Genomic DNA, 17,120 nt, shown 5'->3' with positions numbered 1-17,120 from the left:
GGGCCACAGATTACCCTTGACCGCGTGTCCGGTACGCGCGTCGCGCCGCACAGTGTGCGATATCGCGAACGACTGTGGGTTCCGTGGTGGTGGTGGCCGCTGGGCCTGGGGCTGGCCGGCCTCGTCGCATACGAAGTCAACCTCGGCGTTCGCTCCTTACCCCCGTGGCTGCCGTTCGTCGCGCTGTTCGCGGTGGCGGCCGCGGCGCTGTTGTGGTTGGGCCGCATCGAGATCAAGGTCACCGCCGGCCCGGAGGCCGGGGTCGAGCTGTGGGCGGGCCAGGCGCACCTACCGGTCACCGTGATCGCCCGCTCCGCGGAGGTGGCGCGCTCGGCAAAATCGGCGGCGCTGGGCAGGCAGCTCGACCCGGCGGCCTATGTGCTGCACCGGGCGTGGGTCGGCCCGATGATTCTCCTGGTCCTCGACGATCCAGACGACCCCACGCCGTACTGGCTGGTGAGCTGCCGTCACCCGGAGCGGGTGCTGTCGGCATTGCGCAGTTGACCCGGCTCAGGCCGCGCAGTCGGTACAGATCATCACGCCGTTCTTCTCGCTGGCGAGCCGGCTGCGGTGTTGCACCAGAAAACAGCTCGAGCAGGTGAACTCGTCGGCCTGCTTCGGGATGACGCGGACCGACAGCTCTTCACCGGACAGGTCCGCGCCGGGCAGTTCGAAGGACTCGGCGGATTCGGATTCGTCCACGTCGACGACGGCCGAAGCCGCTTCGTTCCGTCGCGCCTTGAGCTCCTCCAGCGAGTCCTCCGAGACGTCGTCCGTCTCGGTGCGCCGTGGAGCGTCATAGTCGGTAGGCATCGTCCTATCCCCTCTATGCCCGCGTTCCCCGCGTTACTTCAAGGAACGCTTTGTACCAGCGTCGAACGCATCCACCAAATGATTCGTGCCCGGATCGTAGTCCATTAAGTTGTGATTTACGTCACACCCCCGGATTGACCCTTATGTTCGGCTTCAAACAGTGCGTTTGCGTGCCGCTAGAGTGCCACCTGTGGTCGCACAAATCACCGAGGGTACCGCGTTTGACAAGCACGGCCGGCCCTTTCGGCGACGCAATCCCCGGCCCGCGATCGTGGTGCTGGTCCTCCTGGTTTTGGTGACGGGCGTGGCGTGGACCATCGCGCTGACCCGGCCGGCCAGGGTCCATGAGGTCGCGGTGTGCAATCCGCCTCCCCAGAAGGAGGGGGCGGCGGCGCCGCAGCTCGGTGAGCAGATGTCGCGATCCGCGATGGCCGACGTCGCGCCCGCCAAGCTCGCCGACACCAAGGTGCGCGTGCTCAACGCCAGCGGCCGGGGCGGCCAGGCCGCCGACGTGGCCGGGGCGATGAAGGACCTGGGCTTCGCCGCGCCGACCGCCGCCAACGACCCGTTGTACGCGGGCGCCCGGCTGAACTGCCCGGGCCAGATCCGGTTCGGGACGGCCGGGCAGGCCGCCGCCGCGGCGGTGTGGCTGGTGGCGCCGTGCACCGAACTGTTCAACGACAACCGCGCCGACGACAGCGTCGACCTCGCCGTCGGCACCGACTTCTCCGGCCTGGCCCACAACGACGACATCGACGCCGTGCTCGCCGGCCTGCGCCCCGGCGCCTCGGAGCCGTCGGATCCCGCGCTGCTGCAAAAGATCCACGCCAGCAGCTGCTGACCCGCCGGGTCAGCCGGGGATGGGCTGCAGGCCGTCGAATCGCTCGAGGGTCGCCAGCAGCTCGTCGGCGATTCCGGGGGCGGCGGCCACCACCAGTCCCGCGCCGCCGACCGGCCCGCTCGGCGGCGGCAGCAGCACCCGGGCGCCCGCCTCGGCCGCGATCAGCGCCGCCGCGGCGGAGTCCCAAACCTGCAGCCCGTGCTCGTAGAACGCGTCCAGCCGGCCCGCGGCGACCATGCACAAATCCAGTGCCGCGGAACCGATCCGGCGCACGTCGCGGACCACCGGCAGCAGCCGCGCCAGCAGCGCCGCCTGGACGGTGCGGCGCCGCCTCGAATACCCGAATCCGGTGCCCAGCAACGCCATCGACAGATCGTCGACGGCGCTGCAGCGCAGTGCGCGCGTCCCGGCCTCGTCGGTGACATGGGCGCCCAGGCCGCTCGCCGCCGAATACACGTGGCCGGCGACGACGTCGGCGACCGCGCCCGCCACCGACACGCCGTCCACCTGCGCCGCGACCGACACCGCGTAGGCCGGGATGCCGTAGACGAAATTCACCGTCCCGTCGATGGGGTCGAGCACCCAGGTGATGGTGCCGTCGGGGGTGGCCGCGGGGTCGGGGCGCCCGCCGCCCTCCTCGCCGAGAATCGGCTCCCCGGGCCGCAATTGGGCCAATCGGTCGCGCAGCAGCCGTTCGGTCTCCGTGTCGACCACCGTCACCGGATCGGTCGGGGTGCTCTTCGACCGCACCGCTCCGTTGCCGGTGTCGCCCGCCGCGGCGCCGAACACCTCGGCGCGGCGCGCACGCACGAAACCGGCGGCCTCGACGGCCAGGGTCTCGGCGACCGAACGCAGCGGCGCGGGGTCGTCGTCATAGGCCGTCACGCGTCTATCGCATCACAGCCGCCACGGCCGCGCGGACGCGCCAACCTGCGCGGCCCCCGGGCTATGGTGAGTCACAGCCCAAGTCTCGCCGAGGAGATCCGATGACCAGCACCGACTCGAGCACGGACACGCCCGGCACCGGCCCGGCCGCCGGCGCGCCGCAACGTCGTGGCTTCGGCATCGACGTCGGCGGCAGCGGAATCAAGGGCGGGATCGTCGACATGGACACCGGGCAGTTGATCGGCGACCGCGTCAAGCTGTTGACCCCGCAACCGGCCACCCCCCAGGCCGTCGCCAAGACCATCGCGGCGGTCGTCAACGAGTTCGGCTGGACCGGCCCGCTCGGGGTGACCTACCCCGGCGTCGTCACCCACGGCATCGTCCACACGGCGGCCAACGTGGACAAGTCGTGGATCGGGACCAACGCGCGCGACATCATCGGCGCCGAGCTGAACGGCCAGGAGGTTACGGTTCTCAACGACGCCGACGCGGCCGGCCTGGCCGAGGAACGGTACGGGGCGGGCAAAGGCCACTCCGGCCTGGTGGTGCTGCTGACGTTCGGGACCGGGATCGGGTCGGCGGTGATCCACAACGGCACGCTGATACCCAACACCGAGTTCGGGCACCTCGAGGTCGGCGGCAAGGAGGCCGAGCAACGCGCGGCGTCGTCGGTCAAGGAGCGCAAGGGCTGGAGCTACGAGAAGTGGGCCAAGCAGGTGACCAGGGTGCTGGTCGCCATCGAGAACGCGACGTGGCCCGACCTGTTCATCGCGGGCGGCGGCATCAGCCGCAAGGCCGACAAATGGCTGCCGCTGCTCGGTAACCGCACGCCGGTGGTGGCCGCGGCCCTGCTCAACACGGCCGGCATCGTCGGCGCGGCGATGGCCTCCACCTCGGACGTGACGCACTGAATTTTGCCCGGTGGGACGGTATGAGCACGCACTGTCGTTACAATGGTCCTCGGCGAACGCCCGACCGATAGCGTGCGAGTACTCGCGCTGAGATCAACGCCGACATTCGACATAGCAGACACTTTCGGTTCACCATGCCCAGACCCACCGGAAGTGAGTCCAACCGAAGGGGTGTAAGTGGCAGCGAGCAAGGCCAGCACGGCAACCGAAGCGCCGGCGAAACGCACCGCCACGAAGTCCCCCGCTAAGCGGCCGGCGGCAAAGGCCAACGGCTCCGCGCCGGCGAAGCGGGCCACCAAGTCGGCGCCGCGCGCCGCCAAGTCCGCGACCGCCACCAAGCCGACGACGGCCACGAAGCCGGCGACGCGGGCCAAGCCCACCACGGGCGAGGCCGCCGGCGCCGCGAAGAAGACCCGCGCATCGGCCAAGAGCGCACCGGCCAAGAGCGCACCGGCGAAGGGCGCGCCGGCGAAGGCGCCGTCGGGCCGCGGGACGAAAGCGTCGGCCAAGTCCGCCAAGTCCACCAAGAAGGCCGCCCCGGCGGATCCCGAAGTCGAGGCCGTCGACGTCGACGCGGCCGAAGACTTCGACGCCGAACCCGACCTCAGCGAGCCAGACATCGAAATCGACGCCGCCGACCTCAACCTCGACGACCTGGAGGAAGAAGTCGCGGCCGACGACACCGACATCGTGCCGGGCGACGCCGAGGCGGTCCCGGTCGCGGCGGTCGAGGCGGCGGCCGATGACGAGGAGGAGCTCGCCGAGCCCAGCGAAAAGGACAAGGCCTCAGGCGATTTCGTCTGGGACGAGGACGAATCCGAGGCGTTGCGTCAGGCCCGCAAGGACGCCGAGCTCACCGCGTCGGCGGACTCGGTTCGCGCTTACCTGAAACAGATCGGCAAGGTGGCGCTGCTCAACGCGGAGGAAGAGGTCGAGCTGGCCAAGCGGATCGAGGCCGGCCTGTACGCCACCCAGCTGATGACCGAGCACGCCGAGCGCGGCGACAAGCTGCCCGCCGCCCAGCGCCGGGACATGATGTGGATCTGCCGCGACGGCGACCGCGCGAAAAACCATCTGCTGGAAGCCAACCTGCGGCTGGTGGTGTCGCTGGCCAAGCGCTACACGGGCCGCGGCATGGCGTTCCTCGACCTGATCCAGGAGGGGAACCTGGGCCTGATCCGCGCGGTCGAGAAGTTCGACTACACCAAGGGTTACAAGTTCTCCACCTACGCGACGTGGTGGATCCGCCAGGCCATCACCCGCGCCATGGCCGACCAGGCCCGCACCATCCGCATCCCGGTGCACATGGTCGAGGTGATCAACAAGCTGGGCCGCATCCAGCGCGAGCTGCTGCAGGACCTGGGCCGCGAGCCCACGCCCGAGGAGCTGGCCAAGGAAATGGACATCACGCCCGAAAAGGTGCTCGAGATCCAGCAATACGCGCGCGAGCCGATCTCGCTGGACCAGACCATCGGCGACGAGGGCGACAGCCAGCTGGGCGACTTCATCGAGGACAGCGAGGCGGTGGTGGCCGTCGACGCGGTGTCGTTCACGCTGCTGCAAGACCAGCTGCAATCGGTGCTCGAGACGCTGTCCGAGCGCGAAGCCGGTGTAGTACGGCTGCGTTTCGGCCTCACCGACGGCCAGCCCCGCACCCTGGACGAGATCGGGCAGGTGTACGGCGTCACCCGCGAGCGCATCCGCCAGATCGAGTCCAAGACGATGTCAAAGTTGCGCCACCCCAGCCGTTCTCAGGTGCTGCGCGACTACCTGGACTGAGATTTGGGCGTAGGCGTACGCGAGCGATCGCGGCGCCGAACGACCGCGAAACCTACGACGCTGCCGACTCGTCGGCGCCGGGCAGTTTGGTGAGGCTGTGGAATGCCGCGCTGAAGATGGCGGCGATGTCGCGATCGTCGGCGGTGGCGATGGGCTCCTTGTTGAGCAGCACGCGCAGCACGCCGATGCCCAGGAGCAGTGCGGTGACCATGTCGGCGCGAAGTCGCGGTTGGTCGGCGATGATGCGGTCGGACAGGTTGCGGGTGATACCGATTTCGATCTGCTGGTTGAGCCGTGCGACGACCTCGGGATCCCCGCTCGAGCGCAGCAGCGCGAACAGCGGGGCGTCGATATCGCGACGGGCTTGCAGGACTCGGTCGATCAGCAGCTGCCCCACCGCGTGATCCGCGGCGGCCCGGGCGGCGGGAACATTGCCCGAGATATCGGTGGCCTCGGTGAAGAGCTCTCGCTTGGACCCGAAGTAGCGCCTGATCAGCATCACGTCGACGCCGGCTTGTGCGGCGATGGCGCGCAGTGAGGTAGCCCGATAACCCTGGCGCAAGAACTGCTCGCGAGCGGCCTGCAGAAGGCGTGCCCGGGTGGCGGCGGCGCTGCGACGCGGCGGGGCGCTCGCTTCCGGGCCTGCCCGATTGACCGTGCGCGACATGCCGCCTCCATCGAGTCTTATCCACGCGAGTTTATCTACAACTGTAGACATCATTCCCATACGGGACTAACATTTTGTATGTCTACAGCTGTAGACATACCGTTCGGTTCACGCACGGGCTCGAAAGTGGGTGACCCACATGGCTGATCAGCCACACACGCCGGCGCCGACCGGCATCGGCGCCACCTCCCTCGGTGTCGCACTGCTGCGCGCGCGGGAAAGCCGCCGCACCGACCGGCTGTTCGACGATCCGTACGCGCAAGCGTTTGTCGACCGCGCCCATCCCGACGGCTCGCCGTGGGCCGGCACCGGTGCCGGCCCGAAATTCCTTGAGCTGATGGCCGGGCAGGTCGCGGTGCGTACCCGCTTTCTCGACCAAGCACTGGCCGATGCCGCCGGCACGGGCATCACCCAGGTCGTCCTGCTGGCCTGCGGCATGGACAGCCGCGCGTTTCGCCTCGCCTGGCCGGCCGGCACCGCGATCTATGAAGCCGACCAGCCCGAGGTCTTACGGTTCAAGTCGGCCGTGTTGGACGAGCTGCACGCGCAGCCGCGGTGTCATCGGGTCGCAGTGCAAGTGGATTTGGGAACCGACTGGCCCGCAAGGCTGTTCGAGGCCGGGTTCGATCCGCACAAGCGCACGGCCTGGCTGGCCGAAGGGATCCTATACGCTCTCGAACCCGATGCCGCCGACGTGTTTCTCGATCGCATCAGCGCGTGCTCGGCGCCGGGAAGCACCCTGGCCTTCGACCACAACGAGGATTCGCCACTGCTTCGCGCCGCGCTCACCGCGATCTCACCCGAACTCGTCGCATTGTGGCGGGGCGGTCCGGGCGACGATCTGGGGACCTGGCTGCAACGGCGCGGCTGGCACGCCGAGGTGCGCGACATTGCACAGCTTGCCGCCGAATACGGCCGTCCTGCCCCGCCCGCCTTCGACCCCCACAACGATGCGGCCGGCCGCGGCTGGCTGGTCGCCGCCACCAGACGCCGGCCTGAAAACCGAACGCGCTAAGGAGGATTCATCGTGGCAGGAGTCATGCTCGTCAAACAAAAAGTCGGCAGTACCGAGCAGTGGAACGCCGTTTTCCGCGACCCTGAATTGGATGCGGTGCGCCGTGAGCACGGTTTGGTGGTGACCGGGACCTACGTCGACGCCGAGGACGCGAACACCGTCATCGTCGTGATGGATATGCACGACCTTGCCAAGGCCCGTAGATTCGCCGCTTCCAAAGAATTGGCGACCGCGCGCGAGCGGGCCGGCGCGATCGGCTCCCCGGAGGGCGTATGGTTCGGGCCGCATCAAATCCAATGACCGGCAGTGCGTTGGCGCTCAACCGACTCGCTGCAGCGCCCCGCTCGGGTCGTAATAGAGCTCCTGGCGGGCTATCAGCCCGTCGCGGTAGCGGTAGACCACCACGTACGTCGAGCGCAGGCGGTGCGCACCCGACGTCCAGTCGAACTGCACGCGCACGAACGCGACGTCCCCGCCCGGCGCGATGGCGTGCTCGGTCACCTCGTAGCGGATGTCGGCGCAGCCGCGGATGGTGAGCGCGATGAACTCGAGCGTGCGGTCGACGCCGTCGATCCGGTCGGGCCAGTCGAAGAGCCGCACCGTCGGGCTGACGTACACCACGTCGGGCGAATAGAGCTCTCGCGCGGTCTCGGGGTCGCCGGCGGCGAACGCCCGCGCGAAGCGCGCCTCCTGCGCGAGCAGCGCGTCCTCGGAGATGCCGGGATTGGCCATCGCTCGCTCCCTCCGCCGGGCGGTCCCGGTTGCCGCCGAGCTTAATTCGGTGTCGTCCAACGTGTTTGGTCGGCTACTGTGACCGCATGCCGGCCGACCGCAAACTTGTCTCGTCCGAATCCGAATTCGAATCGGTGGTCGGCTACTCGCGCGCGGTACGCGCCGGCCCGCACGTGGCGGTGGCGGGGACGACCGGCGCCGGACCGGCGGGCGACATCGCCGCGCAGACCCGAGATGCCTTGCGCCGCATCGAGATTGCGCTCCGGCAGGCCGGCGCCGCGCTCACCGACGTGATCCGGACCCGCATCTACGTCACCGACATCGCCCGCTGGCGCGAGGTCGCCGCGGTGCACGCGGAAGTCTTCGGCGACGTGCGTCCCGTCGCCACCATGGTGGAGGTCGCCGCGCTGATCGCTCCCGGCCTGCTGGTCGAGGTCGAGGCCGACGCCTACGTCGACTCCCCCGCCTCCTGAGGTCCCGCGATGGGCGGGAAGGCACCGTCCGCCCCCGGCGGATAGTCCGTGACCCTCGTCACAGCGCGCACCGGGAGCGGGCCGTACAGATGCGGGAACACCATCGGCTCGGGATCGGTTGCCACGCCCGGCTCCCAGCGCACGGGCGAGTCCAGCAGGGCCGGATCGACGCGCAGCAGGACCAGGTCGTCGCGGCCGCGGTAGAGCCGGTTGGCCGGCAGATGCACCTGCTCGGGCGTCGACAGATGGATGAACCGGTCCCCGGCGCACGGCCGGATCTCGCCGCGGGCGCGCGCGGCGGCCCACTCTTCGGCGCCGCACAGGTGCACCAGGATGCCGGGAGCGGACGTCACGTCGGGCCAGCTTAAGGCGGGTGCCTGCAGCAGATGACGCATCCGTGAGAAACGACACACCCGATAACGGTCGGGGAACAACGCGAAAACCGGATACGTCTGAGACAGTGAATGTACGAAAAAATGGGAGAAGCCATGAACGCAACTTTGACCAGTCCCGAGCTGACCAGAGCGGACCGCTGCGACCGCTGCGGTGCCGCGGCTCGCGTCCGTGCCAAGCTGCCTTCGGGGGCCGAGCTTCTCTTCTGCCAGCACCACGCCAACGAGCACGAGGCGAAGCTGACCGAGCTTTCCGCGGTGCTGGAGGTCAGCGGCAACTAGGTCCGCGAACTCACCCATCTGCAATGTGGGGCGCCGGCGCCGTCATCGGTAATGCTGGACCCCTATGAGCGATCAGGTCGCCGCGAGGCCGTCCCGCCATCACATCTGGCGAATCAGCCGCAGGACCCTCTCCAAGAGCTGGGACGACTCGATCTTTTCCGAGTCGGCGCAGGCCGGCTTCTGGTCGGCGCTGTCGCTGCCGCCGCTGCTGCTGGGGATGCTGGGCAGCCTGGCCTATGTGGCGCCGCTGTTCGGCCGGGACACGCTGCCGTCGATCGAGAAAAGCATCCTGTCCACCGCGCACAGCTTCTTCTCGCCGAGCGTGGTCAACGAGATCATCGAGCCCACCATCCGCGACGTCACCGCCAACGCCCGGGGCGAGGTGGTGTCGCTGGGTTTCGTGATCTCGCTGTGGGCGGGGTCGTCGGCGATCTCGGCATACGTCGACGCCGTGGTGGCGGCCCACGACCAGACTCCCCTGCGGCACCCGGTGCGGCAGCGGTTCTTCGCGCTGTTTCTCTACGTGGTGATGCTGGTGTTCGTGGTGTGTGCCGCGCCGGTGATGGTGGTGGGCCCGCGCAAGGTGAGCGAGCACATCCCGTACAGCCTGGCCAACATCCTGCGCTACGGCTATTACCCCGCGCTGATCCTCGGCCTGATGCTCGGGATCGTGCTGCTGTACCGGGTGTCGCTGCCGGTGCCGCTGCCCACCCACCGGCTGGCGTTCGGCGCCGTGCTGGCGACGGCGTTCTTCGTGACCGCGACGCTGGGCCTGCGGGTCTACCTGAGGTGGATCACCAGCACCGGCTACACCTACGGCGCGCTGTCCACCCCGATCGCGTTCCTGCTGTTCGCGTTCTTCGGCGGCTTCGCCATCATGCTGGGCGCCGAGCTCAACGCCGCCATCCAGGAGGAGTTCCCGGCGCCGGCCACGCACGCGCACCGGCTGCGCAACTGGTTGCTGGCCCGCGCGGGCGCGGCGCAGCCGCCGGGCTGATCAGCCCTTCTTGAGCCGGTCGTAGATCTGCTTGCACTCCGGGCACACCGGTGAGCCCGGCTTGGCCGCCCGCGTGACGGGAAACACCTCGCCGCACAACGCCACCACGTGGCTGCCCATGACCGCGCTCTCGGCGATCTTGTCCTTCTTGACGTAGTGGAAGTATTTGGGGGTATCGCTGCCGGTCCCGTCGTCGACGCGTTCGTCGGTCTCGGTGCGTTCGATCGTCTGGGTCTGCATACCTCACATTGTGCAACACCGCGCGCCGCCGGTCGCCAAACCGGCCGAGCCGGAGTCGAGCGCGTGTGGGACAGTGGAGGAATGACGCGCGGCTCCGGTTCGGGGTCCGGAAACTTCGACAGGTTCGACGACTTCGACCGCAACAAGGCCCGGCCGGTGCTGATCACCGCCGCCGCACCGTCGTACGAAGAGCAGCACCGCGCGCGGGTCCGCAAATACCTCACCCTGATGGCGTTCCGGGTTCCGGCGCTCGTCTTCGCCGCGCTGGCCTACGGCGCCTGGCACAACGGCCTGATCTCACTGCTGATCGTGGCGGCGTCGGTGCCGCTGCCGTGGATGGCCGTGCTGATCGCCAACGACCGGCCGCCGCGCCGCGCCGACGAGCCCCGGCGGTTCGACAGCGCGCGCCGCCGCACCCCGCTGTTCCCCACCGCCGAGCGGCCCGCGCTCGAGGCTCGCCGGCATCCGCTGCCGCACGCGGGCCCGGACGGCGACGCGGACTACGACGCGGGTTCCGGCATGGGTTCCGGCTGACCGGGCGCCGGACCGGACTTCTCAGGACATTCTCAGGTCGGCGGCACATTTGTGCACGTCAAGTCGTGTGAGATGCCGAATCCGCGGGAACTCCAAGGGCGGACCTGTCGTTAAAGGACATGACAGTACAAGCCAATCGGGAGGTCGCTATGGCCGAAACACGGGCCACCACTAGCAGGATTGACGGCGATCTGGATGCTCAAAGCCCCGCGGCGGACCTCGTGCGCGTTTACCTGAACGGCATCGGTAAGACCGCGTTGCTCAACGCCGCGGGCGAGGTAGAACTCGCCAAGCGCATCGAGGCCGGGCTCTACGCCGAGCACCTGCTGCAAACCCGTAAGCGCCTCGGCGAGAACCGCAAACGCGATCTCGCGGCCGTCGTGCGCGACGGCGAGGCCGCGCGCCGTCACCTGCTGGAAGCGAATCTGCGCCTGGTGGTTTCGCTGGCCAAGCGTTACACGGGCCGGGGCATGCCGCTGCTGGACCTCATTCAGGAGGGCAACCTGGGCCTGATCCGCGCGATGGAAAAGTTCGACTACACAAAGGGATTCAAGTTCTCGACGTACGCCACGTGGTGGATCCGTCAGGCCATCACCCGCGGCATGGCCGACCAGAGCCGCACCATCCGGCTGCCGGTCCACCTCGTCGAGCAGGTCAACAAGCTGGCGCGGATCAAGCGGGAGATGCACCAGAACCTCGGGCGCGAGGCCACCGACGAGGAACTGGCCGCCGAATCCGGCATTCCGGTCGAGAAGATCAACGATCTGCTCGAGCACAGCCGCGACCCGGTGAGCCTGGACATGCCGGTCGGCTCCGAGGAGGAGGCCCCGCTGGGCGACTTCATCGAGGACGCCGAGGCGATGTCCGCCGAGAACGCGGTGATCGCCGAGCTGCTGCACACCGACATCCGCAGCGTGCTGGCCACCCTCGACGAGCGTGAGCATCAGGTGATCCGGTTGCGTTTCGGTCTGGACGACGGCCAGCCGCGCACCCTGGACCAGATCGGCAAGCTGTTCGGTCTGTCGCGCGAGCGGGTGCGTCAGATCGAGCGGGACGTGATGGCCAAACTGCGCAACGGGGAACGCGCCGATCGGCTACGGTCGTACGCGAGCTGACCCCGCCAACCCAGAGCCAGGTAGCAGACAGTATGCCCGTCGCAGCAGCGGCGGGCATACTGCTTGCCTGGGACGCGTTGGACCCATTCGCGCAGCTGGCCAAGTAGACTCAGCGTCAACGGAGGGTGCTGGATGAACGAGCTGGTTGATACCACCGAGATGTATCTGCGGACGATCTACGACCTCGAGGAAGAGGGCGTCACGCCGCTGCGCGCCCGGATCGCCGAACGGCTCGACCAGAGCGGGCCGACCGTCAGCCAGACCGTGTCCCGCATGGAGCGGGACGGATTGCTCCACGTCGCCGGCGACCGCCACCTGGAGCTCACCGACAAGGGCAGGGCCCTGGCCGTCGCCGTGATGCGCAAGCACCGCCTCGCCGAGCGACTGCTCGTCGACGTCATCGGGTTGCCGTGGGAAGAGGTGCACGCCGAGGCGTGCCGGTGGGAACACGTCATGAGCGAGGACGTCGAGCGCCGGCTGGTGAAGGTGCTCAACCACCCCACCACCTCCCCGTTCGGCAACCCGATCCCCGGGCTGCTGGACCTGGGCGTGGGCCCGGACTCGGGCGCCGAGGACGCCGACCTGGTCCGGTTGACCGAGTTGCCCGCCGGGTCGCCGGTCGCGGTGGTCGTGCGCCAGCTCACCGAGCACGTCCAGGGCGACATCGACCTGATCACCCGGCTCAAGGACGCCGGCGTGGTGCCCAACGCCCGGGTGACCGTCGAGACCGGCCCCGCCGGCGTGACCATCCTGATCCCGGGCCACGAAAACGTCACCCTGCCGCACGAGATGGCGCACGCGGTCAAGGTCGAGAAGGTCTGACGCGCACCGGTTCACGCACAGCGGCTATCCCGCGCGCCGGCCGAAGCCCCGCCGCGGCGGCAGCCGCACGCCGAGCCGCTTCGCCAGCCGGTACCCGGTGACCGCGAGCTCACGGATCTGCTCGGGCCGCAACCCGGACTGCAACGCCATGTCCAGCATGCCCGCCATCCGGTGGTCCGGCGCGCAGCGCAGCGCGGCGTCCAGCGACACCCCGGCCAGCGGCCCGTCGCCACGCGCGTAGGCGCTGAACGCCAGCAACACCAGCGCCTCGACGCGCCACGGCAGCGGCAGGGCGCGCGCCAGCGCCGCCCACAGCGACTCGGCCGCCCCGGCGTTCTCGCCGACCGCGAGGGCGTACAGGATGTCGCGCACCTCCGGGTCGCTCAGCGCGCAGCCCAGCTCGGCCAGGTCGGCGTCGGGGAGCGGCTGACCACCGGCCACCCGGGCGGCCGCGGCCATTGCGTTCTCCACGTCGCAACGGGTGCGCCCCGCGGGATCGGCGTCGTGAGCGGCCCGGCGCGCGGTCGCCCGTTCGGCGACCGAGGCCGCCAGCTCGGGGCGCTGCGCCCGCTCGTCGGCCGCGACGACGGCCTGCAGGTCGGCGCGGCGCGGATACAGCCGCCGGCCGTCGAGCACCGCCGCGGCCGCCAGCGGGGAGGCCGTCGGGTCGTCCACCGCGCCGGCCGAACCGCAGCCGTCCACGCAGTGCCAGCGCCCGCCCGCGGCCACCCGGTCCACCACGTGCACCGCCCACACGACGATGTCGTGCCGCGACAGCTCCTCGGTGAGCACCGTGCTCAGCTGCCGATAGTCCTCGTTGCACTGCGGGCAGTGCGCGCCTTCGGCGTCGACGATGACCGCGATCGCGGCCTCGGGCGCGGCCGCGGCGGCGACCTCGGCGAGGTGCGCGATCCGGTCGGCGAGCTTCTCGGACAGGTCGACCCGCAGCACCGACCCCAGCTCGCCGTCGCTCACCGACACCAGGACCAACGAATTCTCCGGGACGAAGCCGAGAACGGCCGGCAGCGCGGCGATCAGCGCGCCGGGGTGGTTCAGGTTCAGGTCGAAATCTCGTCCATGCGTCGTCATGGGCCCAACGCTGGCGGCCACCACCGTCGGGCCGTGCGCGCCGGAGGTGACCGAGCCGGCCGTCTGTGGAGAAAGTCTCGACTGTGAGCCTTATCGTCTATCCATGGGTTCGATGCAGGAGTACGACATCGTCGTCATCGGGTCGGGACCCGGCGGCCAGAAGGCCGCCATCGCCTCGGCCAAGCTGGGCAAATCCGTGGCGATCATCGAACGCGGCCGCATGCTCGGCGGCGTCTGCGTCAACACCGGCACGATCCCGTCGAAGACGTTGCGCGAGGCGGTGCTTTACCTCACCGGGATGAACCAGCGCGAGCTCTACGGGGCGAGCTACCGGGTGAAGGACCGGATCACCCCGGCCGACCTGCTGGCCCGCACCCAGCACGTGATCGGCAAGGAGGTCGACGTGGTGCGCAACCAGTTGATGCGCAACCGAATCGACCTGCTGCTCGGGCACGGCCGATTCGTCGACCCGCACACCATCGTCATCGAAGACCCGGGCCGCCGCGAAATGACCACCGTCACAGGCGAATTCATCGTCATCGCCACCGGCACCCGGCCGGCCCGGCCGTCCGGGGTCGAGTTCGACGAGGAGCGGGTGCTGGACTCCGACGGGATCCTCGACCTCAAGTCGCTGCCGGCCTCGATGGTGGTCGTCGGCGCGGGTGTGATCGGCATCGAGTACGCATCGATGTTCGCCGCGCTGGGCACCAAGGTCACCGTCGTGGAAAAGCGGGACAACATGCTCGACTTCTGTGACCCCGAGGTGGTGGAGGCGCTGAAGTTCCACCTGCGCGACCTGGCGGTGACGTTCCGGTTCGGCGAGGAGGTGACCGCGGTCGACGTCGGCTCCGCCGGCACCGTCACCACCCTGGCCAGCGGCAAGCAGATTCCCGCCGAGACGGTCATGTACTCCGCGGGGCGCCAGGGCCAGACCGACCACCTCGACCTGCACAACGCCGGCCTGGAAGTCGAAGGGCGCGGCCGGATCTGGGTCGACGACAGGTTCAAGACCAAGGTGGAGCACATCTACGCCGTCGGCGACGTGATCGGCTTCCCGGCGCTGGCCGCGACGTCGATGGAACAGGGGCGGCTGGCCGCCTACCACGCGTTCGGCGAGGCGTGCGACGGCATCACCGAGCTGCAGCCGATCGGCATCTACTCGATTCCCGAGATCTCCTACGTCGGGGCCACCGAGGTGGAGCTGACCAAGGACGCGATCCCCTACGAGGTCGGGGTGGCCCGGTACCGGGAGCTGGCCCGCGGCCAGATCGCCGGGGACTCCTACGGCATGCTCAAGCTGCTGGTGTCCACCGACGACCGAAAACTGTTGGGGGTGCACATCTTCGGCACCAGCGCCACCGAGATGGTGCACATCGGGCAGGCCGTGATGGGCTGCGGCGGGACGGTCGACTACCTCGTCGACGCGGTGTTCAACTATCCGACGTTCTCGGAGGCCTACAAGGTCGCCGCGCTCGACGTGACCAACAAGATGCGGGAGCTGTCCCAGTTCCGCCGCTGATCAGCAGCTGTCGTCGAGGTCGTTGGGCACCGGGTCACCGGGCCCGCCCGCCTCGGCGCGGGCCAGCAGTTGCGCGGTCTGCGCGTCGAACGGCGCCGAGTATGACACGTTCGCCGCGCAGCCACCGCGCTCGAAACCACCGATCAGCCCGGTGAGCGTGGTGCCGCTGACCCACGGCGCGCCGCTGGTGCCGTCGACCATCCCCTCGCACACCAGCGAGGGGAACCCGGCGTCGTTGATCGACGTGGTGGCCTGGCAGCCGATGGGCGAGCCGCCCACGCCGGCCGGATAGCCCATCACCGTGACGTGGCTGCCGGGCGGCGGCGCGGTGCCCAGCGTCAGCGCCAGGCCCACGTGGGACTCGACCGAGACACCGGCGTCGTTGCTGACCCGCGCGATCGCGTAGTCCGCGTGCGGGTCCTTGCTGGCCAGCCAGCGCGGATCCAGGTAGACGGCGTCGGCCTTCCACACGTTCGCGGGCGCGGGATCGCCCATCAGGCCGGGCGCGAAGGACAGCTGGGCGGCCCCGGCCAGGCAGTGCGCCGCGGTGATCATCAGGTTCCCGGTCGCCGAGTGCACGACCGACCCGGTGCACACGTGCAGCGGCCCCTTGTCGATGAAGATGGCCCCCACCCGGCGGTCCGGGTCCACCTGGCCCGCGACGGACTTCTGTTGGGGCTGGCTGAGCCGCTGCACCAACGGCCCGGTGGCCACGGGCACGGACACGGTCGGTTTCGCCGCGGGGTCGGCGGGACGGCTGCACGACGTCAGCAACGCCGCCACCCCGATCACCGGACACAGCAACACAATCGGCACGCGCATTTGACTGCAATCATGCCTGACGGCGCACTGGCAAGCACAATTCGACGCGACGCCGGGTGTTGGTAGATTTGCTGGCAAACTCCGCGCGGGGCGCGGGCGTGCCGCCGAGATTACGTTCCGGCGCCACTGCGTTTCGTTTATTGGTGCCTATCGATTTGGGGGACACTGGTAGGGGCACCCTGGAGAAACCCCCGAAAGGAGGCAACCCGATGGCCCACGATCAAAGCCGGGACGACGGGCTGTACCAGCCAGGGCAGCCCGGCATGTACGAGCTCGAGTTCCCGGCACCGCAGTTGTCGACGTCCGACGGCCGCGGCCCGGTGCTGGTCCATGCCCTGGAAGGGTTCTCCGACGCCGGACACGCGATACGGCTGGCCGCCACCCATTTGAAGGCGGCGCTGGACACCGAGCTGGTCGCGTCGTTTGCGATCGACGAATTGCTGGACTACCGCTCGCGGCGGCCGCTGATGACGTTCAAGACCGATCACTTCACCGACTACGACGATCCGGAGCTGAGCCTGTACGCCCTGCGCGACAGCGTCGGCACCCCGTTTCTGTTGCTGGCCGGCATGGAGCCCGACCTCAAGTGGGAGCGTTTCGTCACCGCGGTGCGCCTGCTGGCCGAGCGCCTCGGCGTGCGGCAGACCATCGGCCTGGGCACCGTCCCGATGGCGGTCCCCCACACCCGGCCGATCACCCTGACGGCGCACTCCAACCGCAGGGAGTTGATCGCCGATTTCCAGCCGTGGATCTCCGAGATCCAGGTCCCCGGCAGCGCGTCGAACCTGCTCGAATACCGAATGGCCCAGCACGGTCACGAGGTCGTCGGGTTCACCGTGCACGTGCCGCACTACCTGACGCAGACCGACTACCCCGCCGCGGCGCAGGCGCTGCTCGAGCAGGTGGCCAAGACCGGGTCGCTGGAACTCCCGCTGTCGGCGCTGACCGAGGCGGCGGCGGAGATCCGGGCCAAGATCGACGAGCAGGTCGAGGCCAGCGCGGAAGTGGCCCAAGTGGTGGCCGCCCTCGAGCGCCAGTACGATGCCTTCATCGACGCTCAGGCGAACAGGTCGTTACTGACTCGCGACGAGGACCTGCCTAGCGGCGACGAGATTGGCGCAGAGTTCGAGCGGTTCCTGGCCCAGCAGGCCGAGAAGAGGTCCGAGGACGACGACTCGGGCTGACCGCTCGC

General features: G+C 69.3%; 22 protein-coding genes. 14 read left to right on the top strand and 8 right to left on the bottom strand.

Going from position 1 to position 17,120, the window contains the following annotated elements; all coding sequences use genetic code 11:
- Window positions 1–24 precede the first annotated feature (24 nt).
- Window positions 25–504: a DUF3093 domain-containing protein gene (locus AC5Y6X_RS07850; protein ID WP_324680439.1), complete on the top strand. Its 480-nt coding sequence runs from the start codon at window positions 25–27 to the stop codon at window positions 502–504.
- A gap of 6 nt (window positions 505–510) precedes the next feature.
- Here AC5Y6X_RS07850 and AC5Y6X_RS07845 read toward each other — a convergent pair whose 3' ends face one another.
- Window positions 511–813, bottom strand: a complete 303-nt coding sequence (locus tag AC5Y6X_RS07845) for a DUF4193 domain-containing protein (RefSeq protein ID WP_003919098.1) — start codon at window positions 811–813, stop codon at window positions 511–513.
- Window positions 814–1,003: 190 nt separating this feature from the next.
- Here AC5Y6X_RS07845 and cei point away from each other — a divergent pair, with 190 nt between their 5' ends.
- Entirely contained in the window at window positions 1,004–1,654 is a 651-nt protein-coding gene (gene cei, locus AC5Y6X_RS07840; RefSeq protein WP_324680447.1) for an envelope integrity protein Cei, read from the top strand.
- 9 nt (window positions 1,655–1,663) lie between these two features.
- Here cei and AC5Y6X_RS07835 read toward each other — a convergent pair whose 3' ends face one another.
- Window positions 1,664–2,539 carry an inositol monophosphatase family protein gene (locus tag AC5Y6X_RS07835; RefSeq protein WP_499985710.1) on the bottom strand — a complete coding sequence of 292 codons (876 nt, stop codon included), beginning with the start codon at window positions 2,537–2,539 and terminating at the stop codon, window positions 1,664–1,666.
- 101 nt (window positions 2,540–2,640) lie between these two features.
- On the opposite strand from AC5Y6X_RS07835, the gene ppgK reads away from it, so the two are divergent.
- Window positions 2,641–3,450, top strand: coding sequence for a polyphosphate--glucose phosphotransferase (gene ppgK, locus AC5Y6X_RS07830; protein WP_499985708.1), 810 nt, complete (start codon window positions 2,641–2,643; stop codon window positions 3,448–3,450).
- A gap of 177 nt (window positions 3,451–3,627) precedes the next feature.
- Window positions 3,628–5,229: an RNA polymerase sigma factor gene (locus AC5Y6X_RS07825; protein ID WP_499985707.1), complete on the top strand. Its 1,602-nt coding sequence runs from the start codon at window positions 3,628–3,630 to the stop codon at window positions 5,227–5,229.
- Window positions 5,230–5,281: 52 nt separating this feature from the next.
- Here AC5Y6X_RS07825 and AC5Y6X_RS07820 read toward each other — a convergent pair whose 3' ends face one another.
- Window positions 5,282–5,896, bottom strand: coding sequence for a TetR/AcrR family transcriptional regulator (locus AC5Y6X_RS07820; RefSeq protein WP_324680455.1), 615 nt, complete (start codon window positions 5,894–5,896; stop codon window positions 5,282–5,284).
- A gap of 139 nt (window positions 5,897–6,035) precedes the next feature.
- Between AC5Y6X_RS07820 and AC5Y6X_RS07815 the strand changes: the two genes are divergently transcribed.
- Together AC5Y6X_RS07815 and AC5Y6X_RS07810 are read left to right on the top strand one after the other, a co-directional pair.
- Complete coding sequence (locus tag AC5Y6X_RS07815; protein WP_324680457.1) at window positions 6,036–6,911, top strand: SAM-dependent methyltransferase; 876 nt, start codon at window positions 6,036–6,038, stop codon at window positions 6,909–6,911.
- 12 nt (window positions 6,912–6,923) lie between these two features.
- Window positions 6,924–7,211, top strand: coding sequence for a hypothetical protein (locus AC5Y6X_RS07810; protein WP_499985705.1), 288 nt, complete (start codon window positions 6,924–6,926; stop codon window positions 7,209–7,211).
- Between the two features lie 18 nt (window positions 7,212–7,229).
- Here the strand turns inward: AC5Y6X_RS07810 and AC5Y6X_RS07805 are convergent, their stop codons facing one another.
- Entirely contained in the window at window positions 7,230–7,643 is a 414-nt protein-coding gene (locus AC5Y6X_RS07805; RefSeq protein ID WP_499985703.1) for a nuclear transport factor 2 family protein, read from the bottom strand.
- A gap of 86 nt (window positions 7,644–7,729) precedes the next feature.
- On the opposite strand from AC5Y6X_RS07805, the gene AC5Y6X_RS07800 reads away from it, so the two are divergent.
- Entirely contained in the window at window positions 7,730–8,116 is a 387-nt protein-coding gene (locus tag AC5Y6X_RS07800) for a RidA family protein (RefSeq protein ID WP_499985701.1), read from the top strand.
- Here AC5Y6X_RS07800 and AC5Y6X_RS07795 read toward each other — a convergent pair.
- Complete coding sequence (locus AC5Y6X_RS07795; protein WP_499985699.1) at window positions 8,092–8,511, bottom strand: DUF952 domain-containing protein; 420 nt, start codon at window positions 8,509–8,511, stop codon at window positions 8,092–8,094. The two genes, AC5Y6X_RS07800 and AC5Y6X_RS07795, sit on opposite strands and share 25 nt — an antisense overlap.
- Before the next feature lie 93 nt (window positions 8,512–8,604).
- Here AC5Y6X_RS07795 and AC5Y6X_RS07790 point away from each other — a divergent pair, with 93 nt between their 5' ends.
- Together AC5Y6X_RS07790 and AC5Y6X_RS07785 are read left to right on the top strand one after the other, a co-directional pair.
- On the top strand, window positions 8,605–8,790 hold the full coding sequence (locus AC5Y6X_RS07790) for a DUF7455 domain-containing protein (protein WP_076063742.1): 186 nt from the start codon (window positions 8,605–8,607) through the stop codon (window positions 8,788–8,790).
- A 64-nt stretch (window positions 8,791–8,854) separates the two neighbouring features.
- The gene (locus AC5Y6X_RS07785; RefSeq protein ID WP_499985697.1) at window positions 8,855–9,787 is read left to right on the top strand and encodes a YihY/virulence factor BrkB family protein; all 933 of its coding nucleotides are present in this window, start codon (window positions 8,855–8,857) and stop codon (window positions 9,785–9,787) included.
- Here AC5Y6X_RS07785 and AC5Y6X_RS07780 read toward each other — a convergent pair whose 3' ends face one another.
- Window positions 9,788–10,027, bottom strand: coding sequence for a DUF3039 domain-containing protein (locus AC5Y6X_RS07780; RefSeq protein WP_324680468.1), 240 nt, complete (start codon window positions 10,025–10,027; stop codon window positions 9,788–9,790).
- Window positions 10,028–10,090: 63 nt separating this feature from the next.
- Here AC5Y6X_RS07780 and AC5Y6X_RS07775 point away from each other — a divergent pair, with 63 nt between their 5' ends.
- The 3 genes from AC5Y6X_RS07775 to AC5Y6X_RS07765 all read left to right on the top strand — a co-directional run bounded on the left by AC5Y6X_RS07775 (window position 10,091) and on the right by AC5Y6X_RS07765 (window position 12,498).
- Complete coding sequence (locus AC5Y6X_RS07775) at window positions 10,091–10,561, top strand: DUF3099 domain-containing protein (protein ID WP_499985695.1); 471 nt, start codon at window positions 10,091–10,093, stop codon at window positions 10,559–10,561.
- A 119-nt stretch (window positions 10,562–10,680) separates the two neighbouring features.
- Window positions 10,681–11,676: a sigma-70 family RNA polymerase sigma factor SigB gene (gene sigB, locus AC5Y6X_RS07770; protein WP_324680472.1), complete on the top strand. Its 996-nt coding sequence runs from the start codon at window positions 10,681–10,683 to the stop codon at window positions 11,674–11,676.
- 132 nt (window positions 11,677–11,808) lie between these two features.
- Entirely contained in the window at window positions 11,809–12,498 is a 690-nt protein-coding gene (locus tag AC5Y6X_RS07765) for an iron-dependent transcriptional repressor DtxR (protein ID WP_324680474.1), read from the top strand.
- A 24-nt stretch (window positions 12,499–12,522) separates the two neighbouring features.
- On the opposite strand, the gene AC5Y6X_RS07760 is transcribed toward AC5Y6X_RS07765, so the two are convergent.
- Window positions 12,523–13,587 carry a DUF4192 domain-containing protein gene (locus tag AC5Y6X_RS07760; RefSeq protein ID WP_499985693.1) on the bottom strand — a complete coding sequence of 355 codons (1,065 nt, stop codon included), beginning with the start codon at window positions 13,585–13,587 and terminating at the stop codon, window positions 12,523–12,525.
- Between the two features lie 112 nt (window positions 13,588–13,699).
- On the opposite strand from AC5Y6X_RS07760, the gene sthA reads away from it, so the two are divergent.
- Window positions 13,700–15,106, top strand: coding sequence for a Si-specific NAD(P)(+) transhydrogenase (gene sthA, locus AC5Y6X_RS07755; protein ID WP_324680660.1), 1,407 nt, complete (start codon window positions 13,700–13,702; stop codon window positions 15,104–15,106).
- On the opposite strand, the gene AC5Y6X_RS07750 is transcribed toward sthA, so the two are convergent.
- On the bottom strand, window positions 15,107–15,928 hold the full coding sequence (locus AC5Y6X_RS07750; RefSeq protein WP_499985691.1) for a trypsin-like serine peptidase: 822 nt from the start codon (window positions 15,926–15,928) through the stop codon (window positions 15,107–15,109).
- 209 nt (window positions 15,929–16,137) lie between these two features.
- Here AC5Y6X_RS07750 and AC5Y6X_RS07745 point away from each other — a divergent pair, with 209 nt between their 5' ends.
- Window positions 16,138–17,112: a proteasome assembly chaperone family protein gene (locus tag AC5Y6X_RS07745; RefSeq protein WP_499985690.1), complete on the top strand. Its 975-nt coding sequence runs from the start codon at window positions 16,138–16,140 to the stop codon at window positions 17,110–17,112.
- The last annotated feature ends 8 nt before the right edge of the window (window positions 17,113–17,120 follow it).

This window comes from Mycobacterium sp. NGS26, from assembly GCF_059813025.1.
This window is presented reverse-complemented; position numbering and strand designations above follow the sequence as displayed.

Excerpts from the sequence above, each read along its gene's own strand:
- AC5Y6X_RS07845 (WP_003919098.1), bottom strand. The coding sequence starts at position 813 with ATGCCTACCGACTATGACGCTCCACGGCGCACCGAGACGGACGACGTC.
- ppgK (WP_499985708.1), top strand. The coding sequence starts at position 2,641 with ATGACCAGCACCGACTCGAGCACGGACACGCCCGGCACCGGCCCGGCC.
- AC5Y6X_RS07820 (WP_324680455.1), bottom strand. The coding sequence starts at position 5,896 with ATGTCGCGCACGGTCAATCGGGCAGGCCCGGAAGCGAGCGCCCCGCCG.
- AC5Y6X_RS07815 (WP_324680457.1), top strand. The coding sequence starts at position 6,036 with ATGGCTGATCAGCCACACACGCCGGCGCCGACCGGCATCGGCGCCACC.
- AC5Y6X_RS07805 (WP_499985703.1), bottom strand. The coding sequence starts at position 7,643 with ATGGCCAATCCCGGCATCTCCGAGGACGCGCTGCTCGCGCAGGAGGCG.
- AC5Y6X_RS07800 (WP_499985701.1), top strand. The coding sequence starts at position 7,730 with ATGCCGGCCGACCGCAAACTTGTCTCGTCCGAATCCGAATTCGAATCG.
- AC5Y6X_RS07795 (WP_499985699.1), bottom strand. The coding sequence starts at position 8,511 with ATGCGTCATCTGCTGCAGGCACCCGCCTTAAGCTGGCCCGACGTGACG.
- AC5Y6X_RS07790 (WP_076063742.1), top strand. The coding sequence starts at position 8,605 with ATGAACGCAACTTTGACCAGTCCCGAGCTGACCAGAGCGGACCGCTGC.
- AC5Y6X_RS07785 (WP_499985697.1), top strand. The coding sequence starts at position 8,855 with ATGAGCGATCAGGTCGCCGCGAGGCCGTCCCGCCATCACATCTGGCGA.
- AC5Y6X_RS07780 (WP_324680468.1), bottom strand. The coding sequence starts at position 10,027 with ATGCAGACCCAGACGATCGAACGCACCGAGACCGACGAACGCGTCGAC.
- sigB (WP_324680472.1), top strand. The coding sequence starts at position 10,681 with ATGACAGTACAAGCCAATCGGGAGGTCGCTATGGCCGAAACACGGGCC.
- AC5Y6X_RS07765 (WP_324680474.1), top strand. The coding sequence starts at position 11,809 with ATGAACGAGCTGGTTGATACCACCGAGATGTATCTGCGGACGATCTAC.
- AC5Y6X_RS07760 (WP_499985693.1), bottom strand. The coding sequence starts at position 13,587 with ATGACGACGCATGGACGAGATTTCGACCTGAACCTGAACCACCCCGGC.
- sthA (WP_324680660.1), top strand. The coding sequence starts at position 13,700 with ATGCAGGAGTACGACATCGTCGTCATCGGGTCGGGACCCGGCGGCCAG.
- AC5Y6X_RS07750 (WP_499985691.1), bottom strand. The coding sequence starts at position 15,928 with ATGCGCGTGCCGATTGTGTTGCTGTGTCCGGTGATCGGGGTGGCGGCG.
- AC5Y6X_RS07745 (WP_499985690.1), top strand. The coding sequence starts at position 16,138 with ATGGCCCACGATCAAAGCCGGGACGACGGGCTGTACCAGCCAGGGCAG.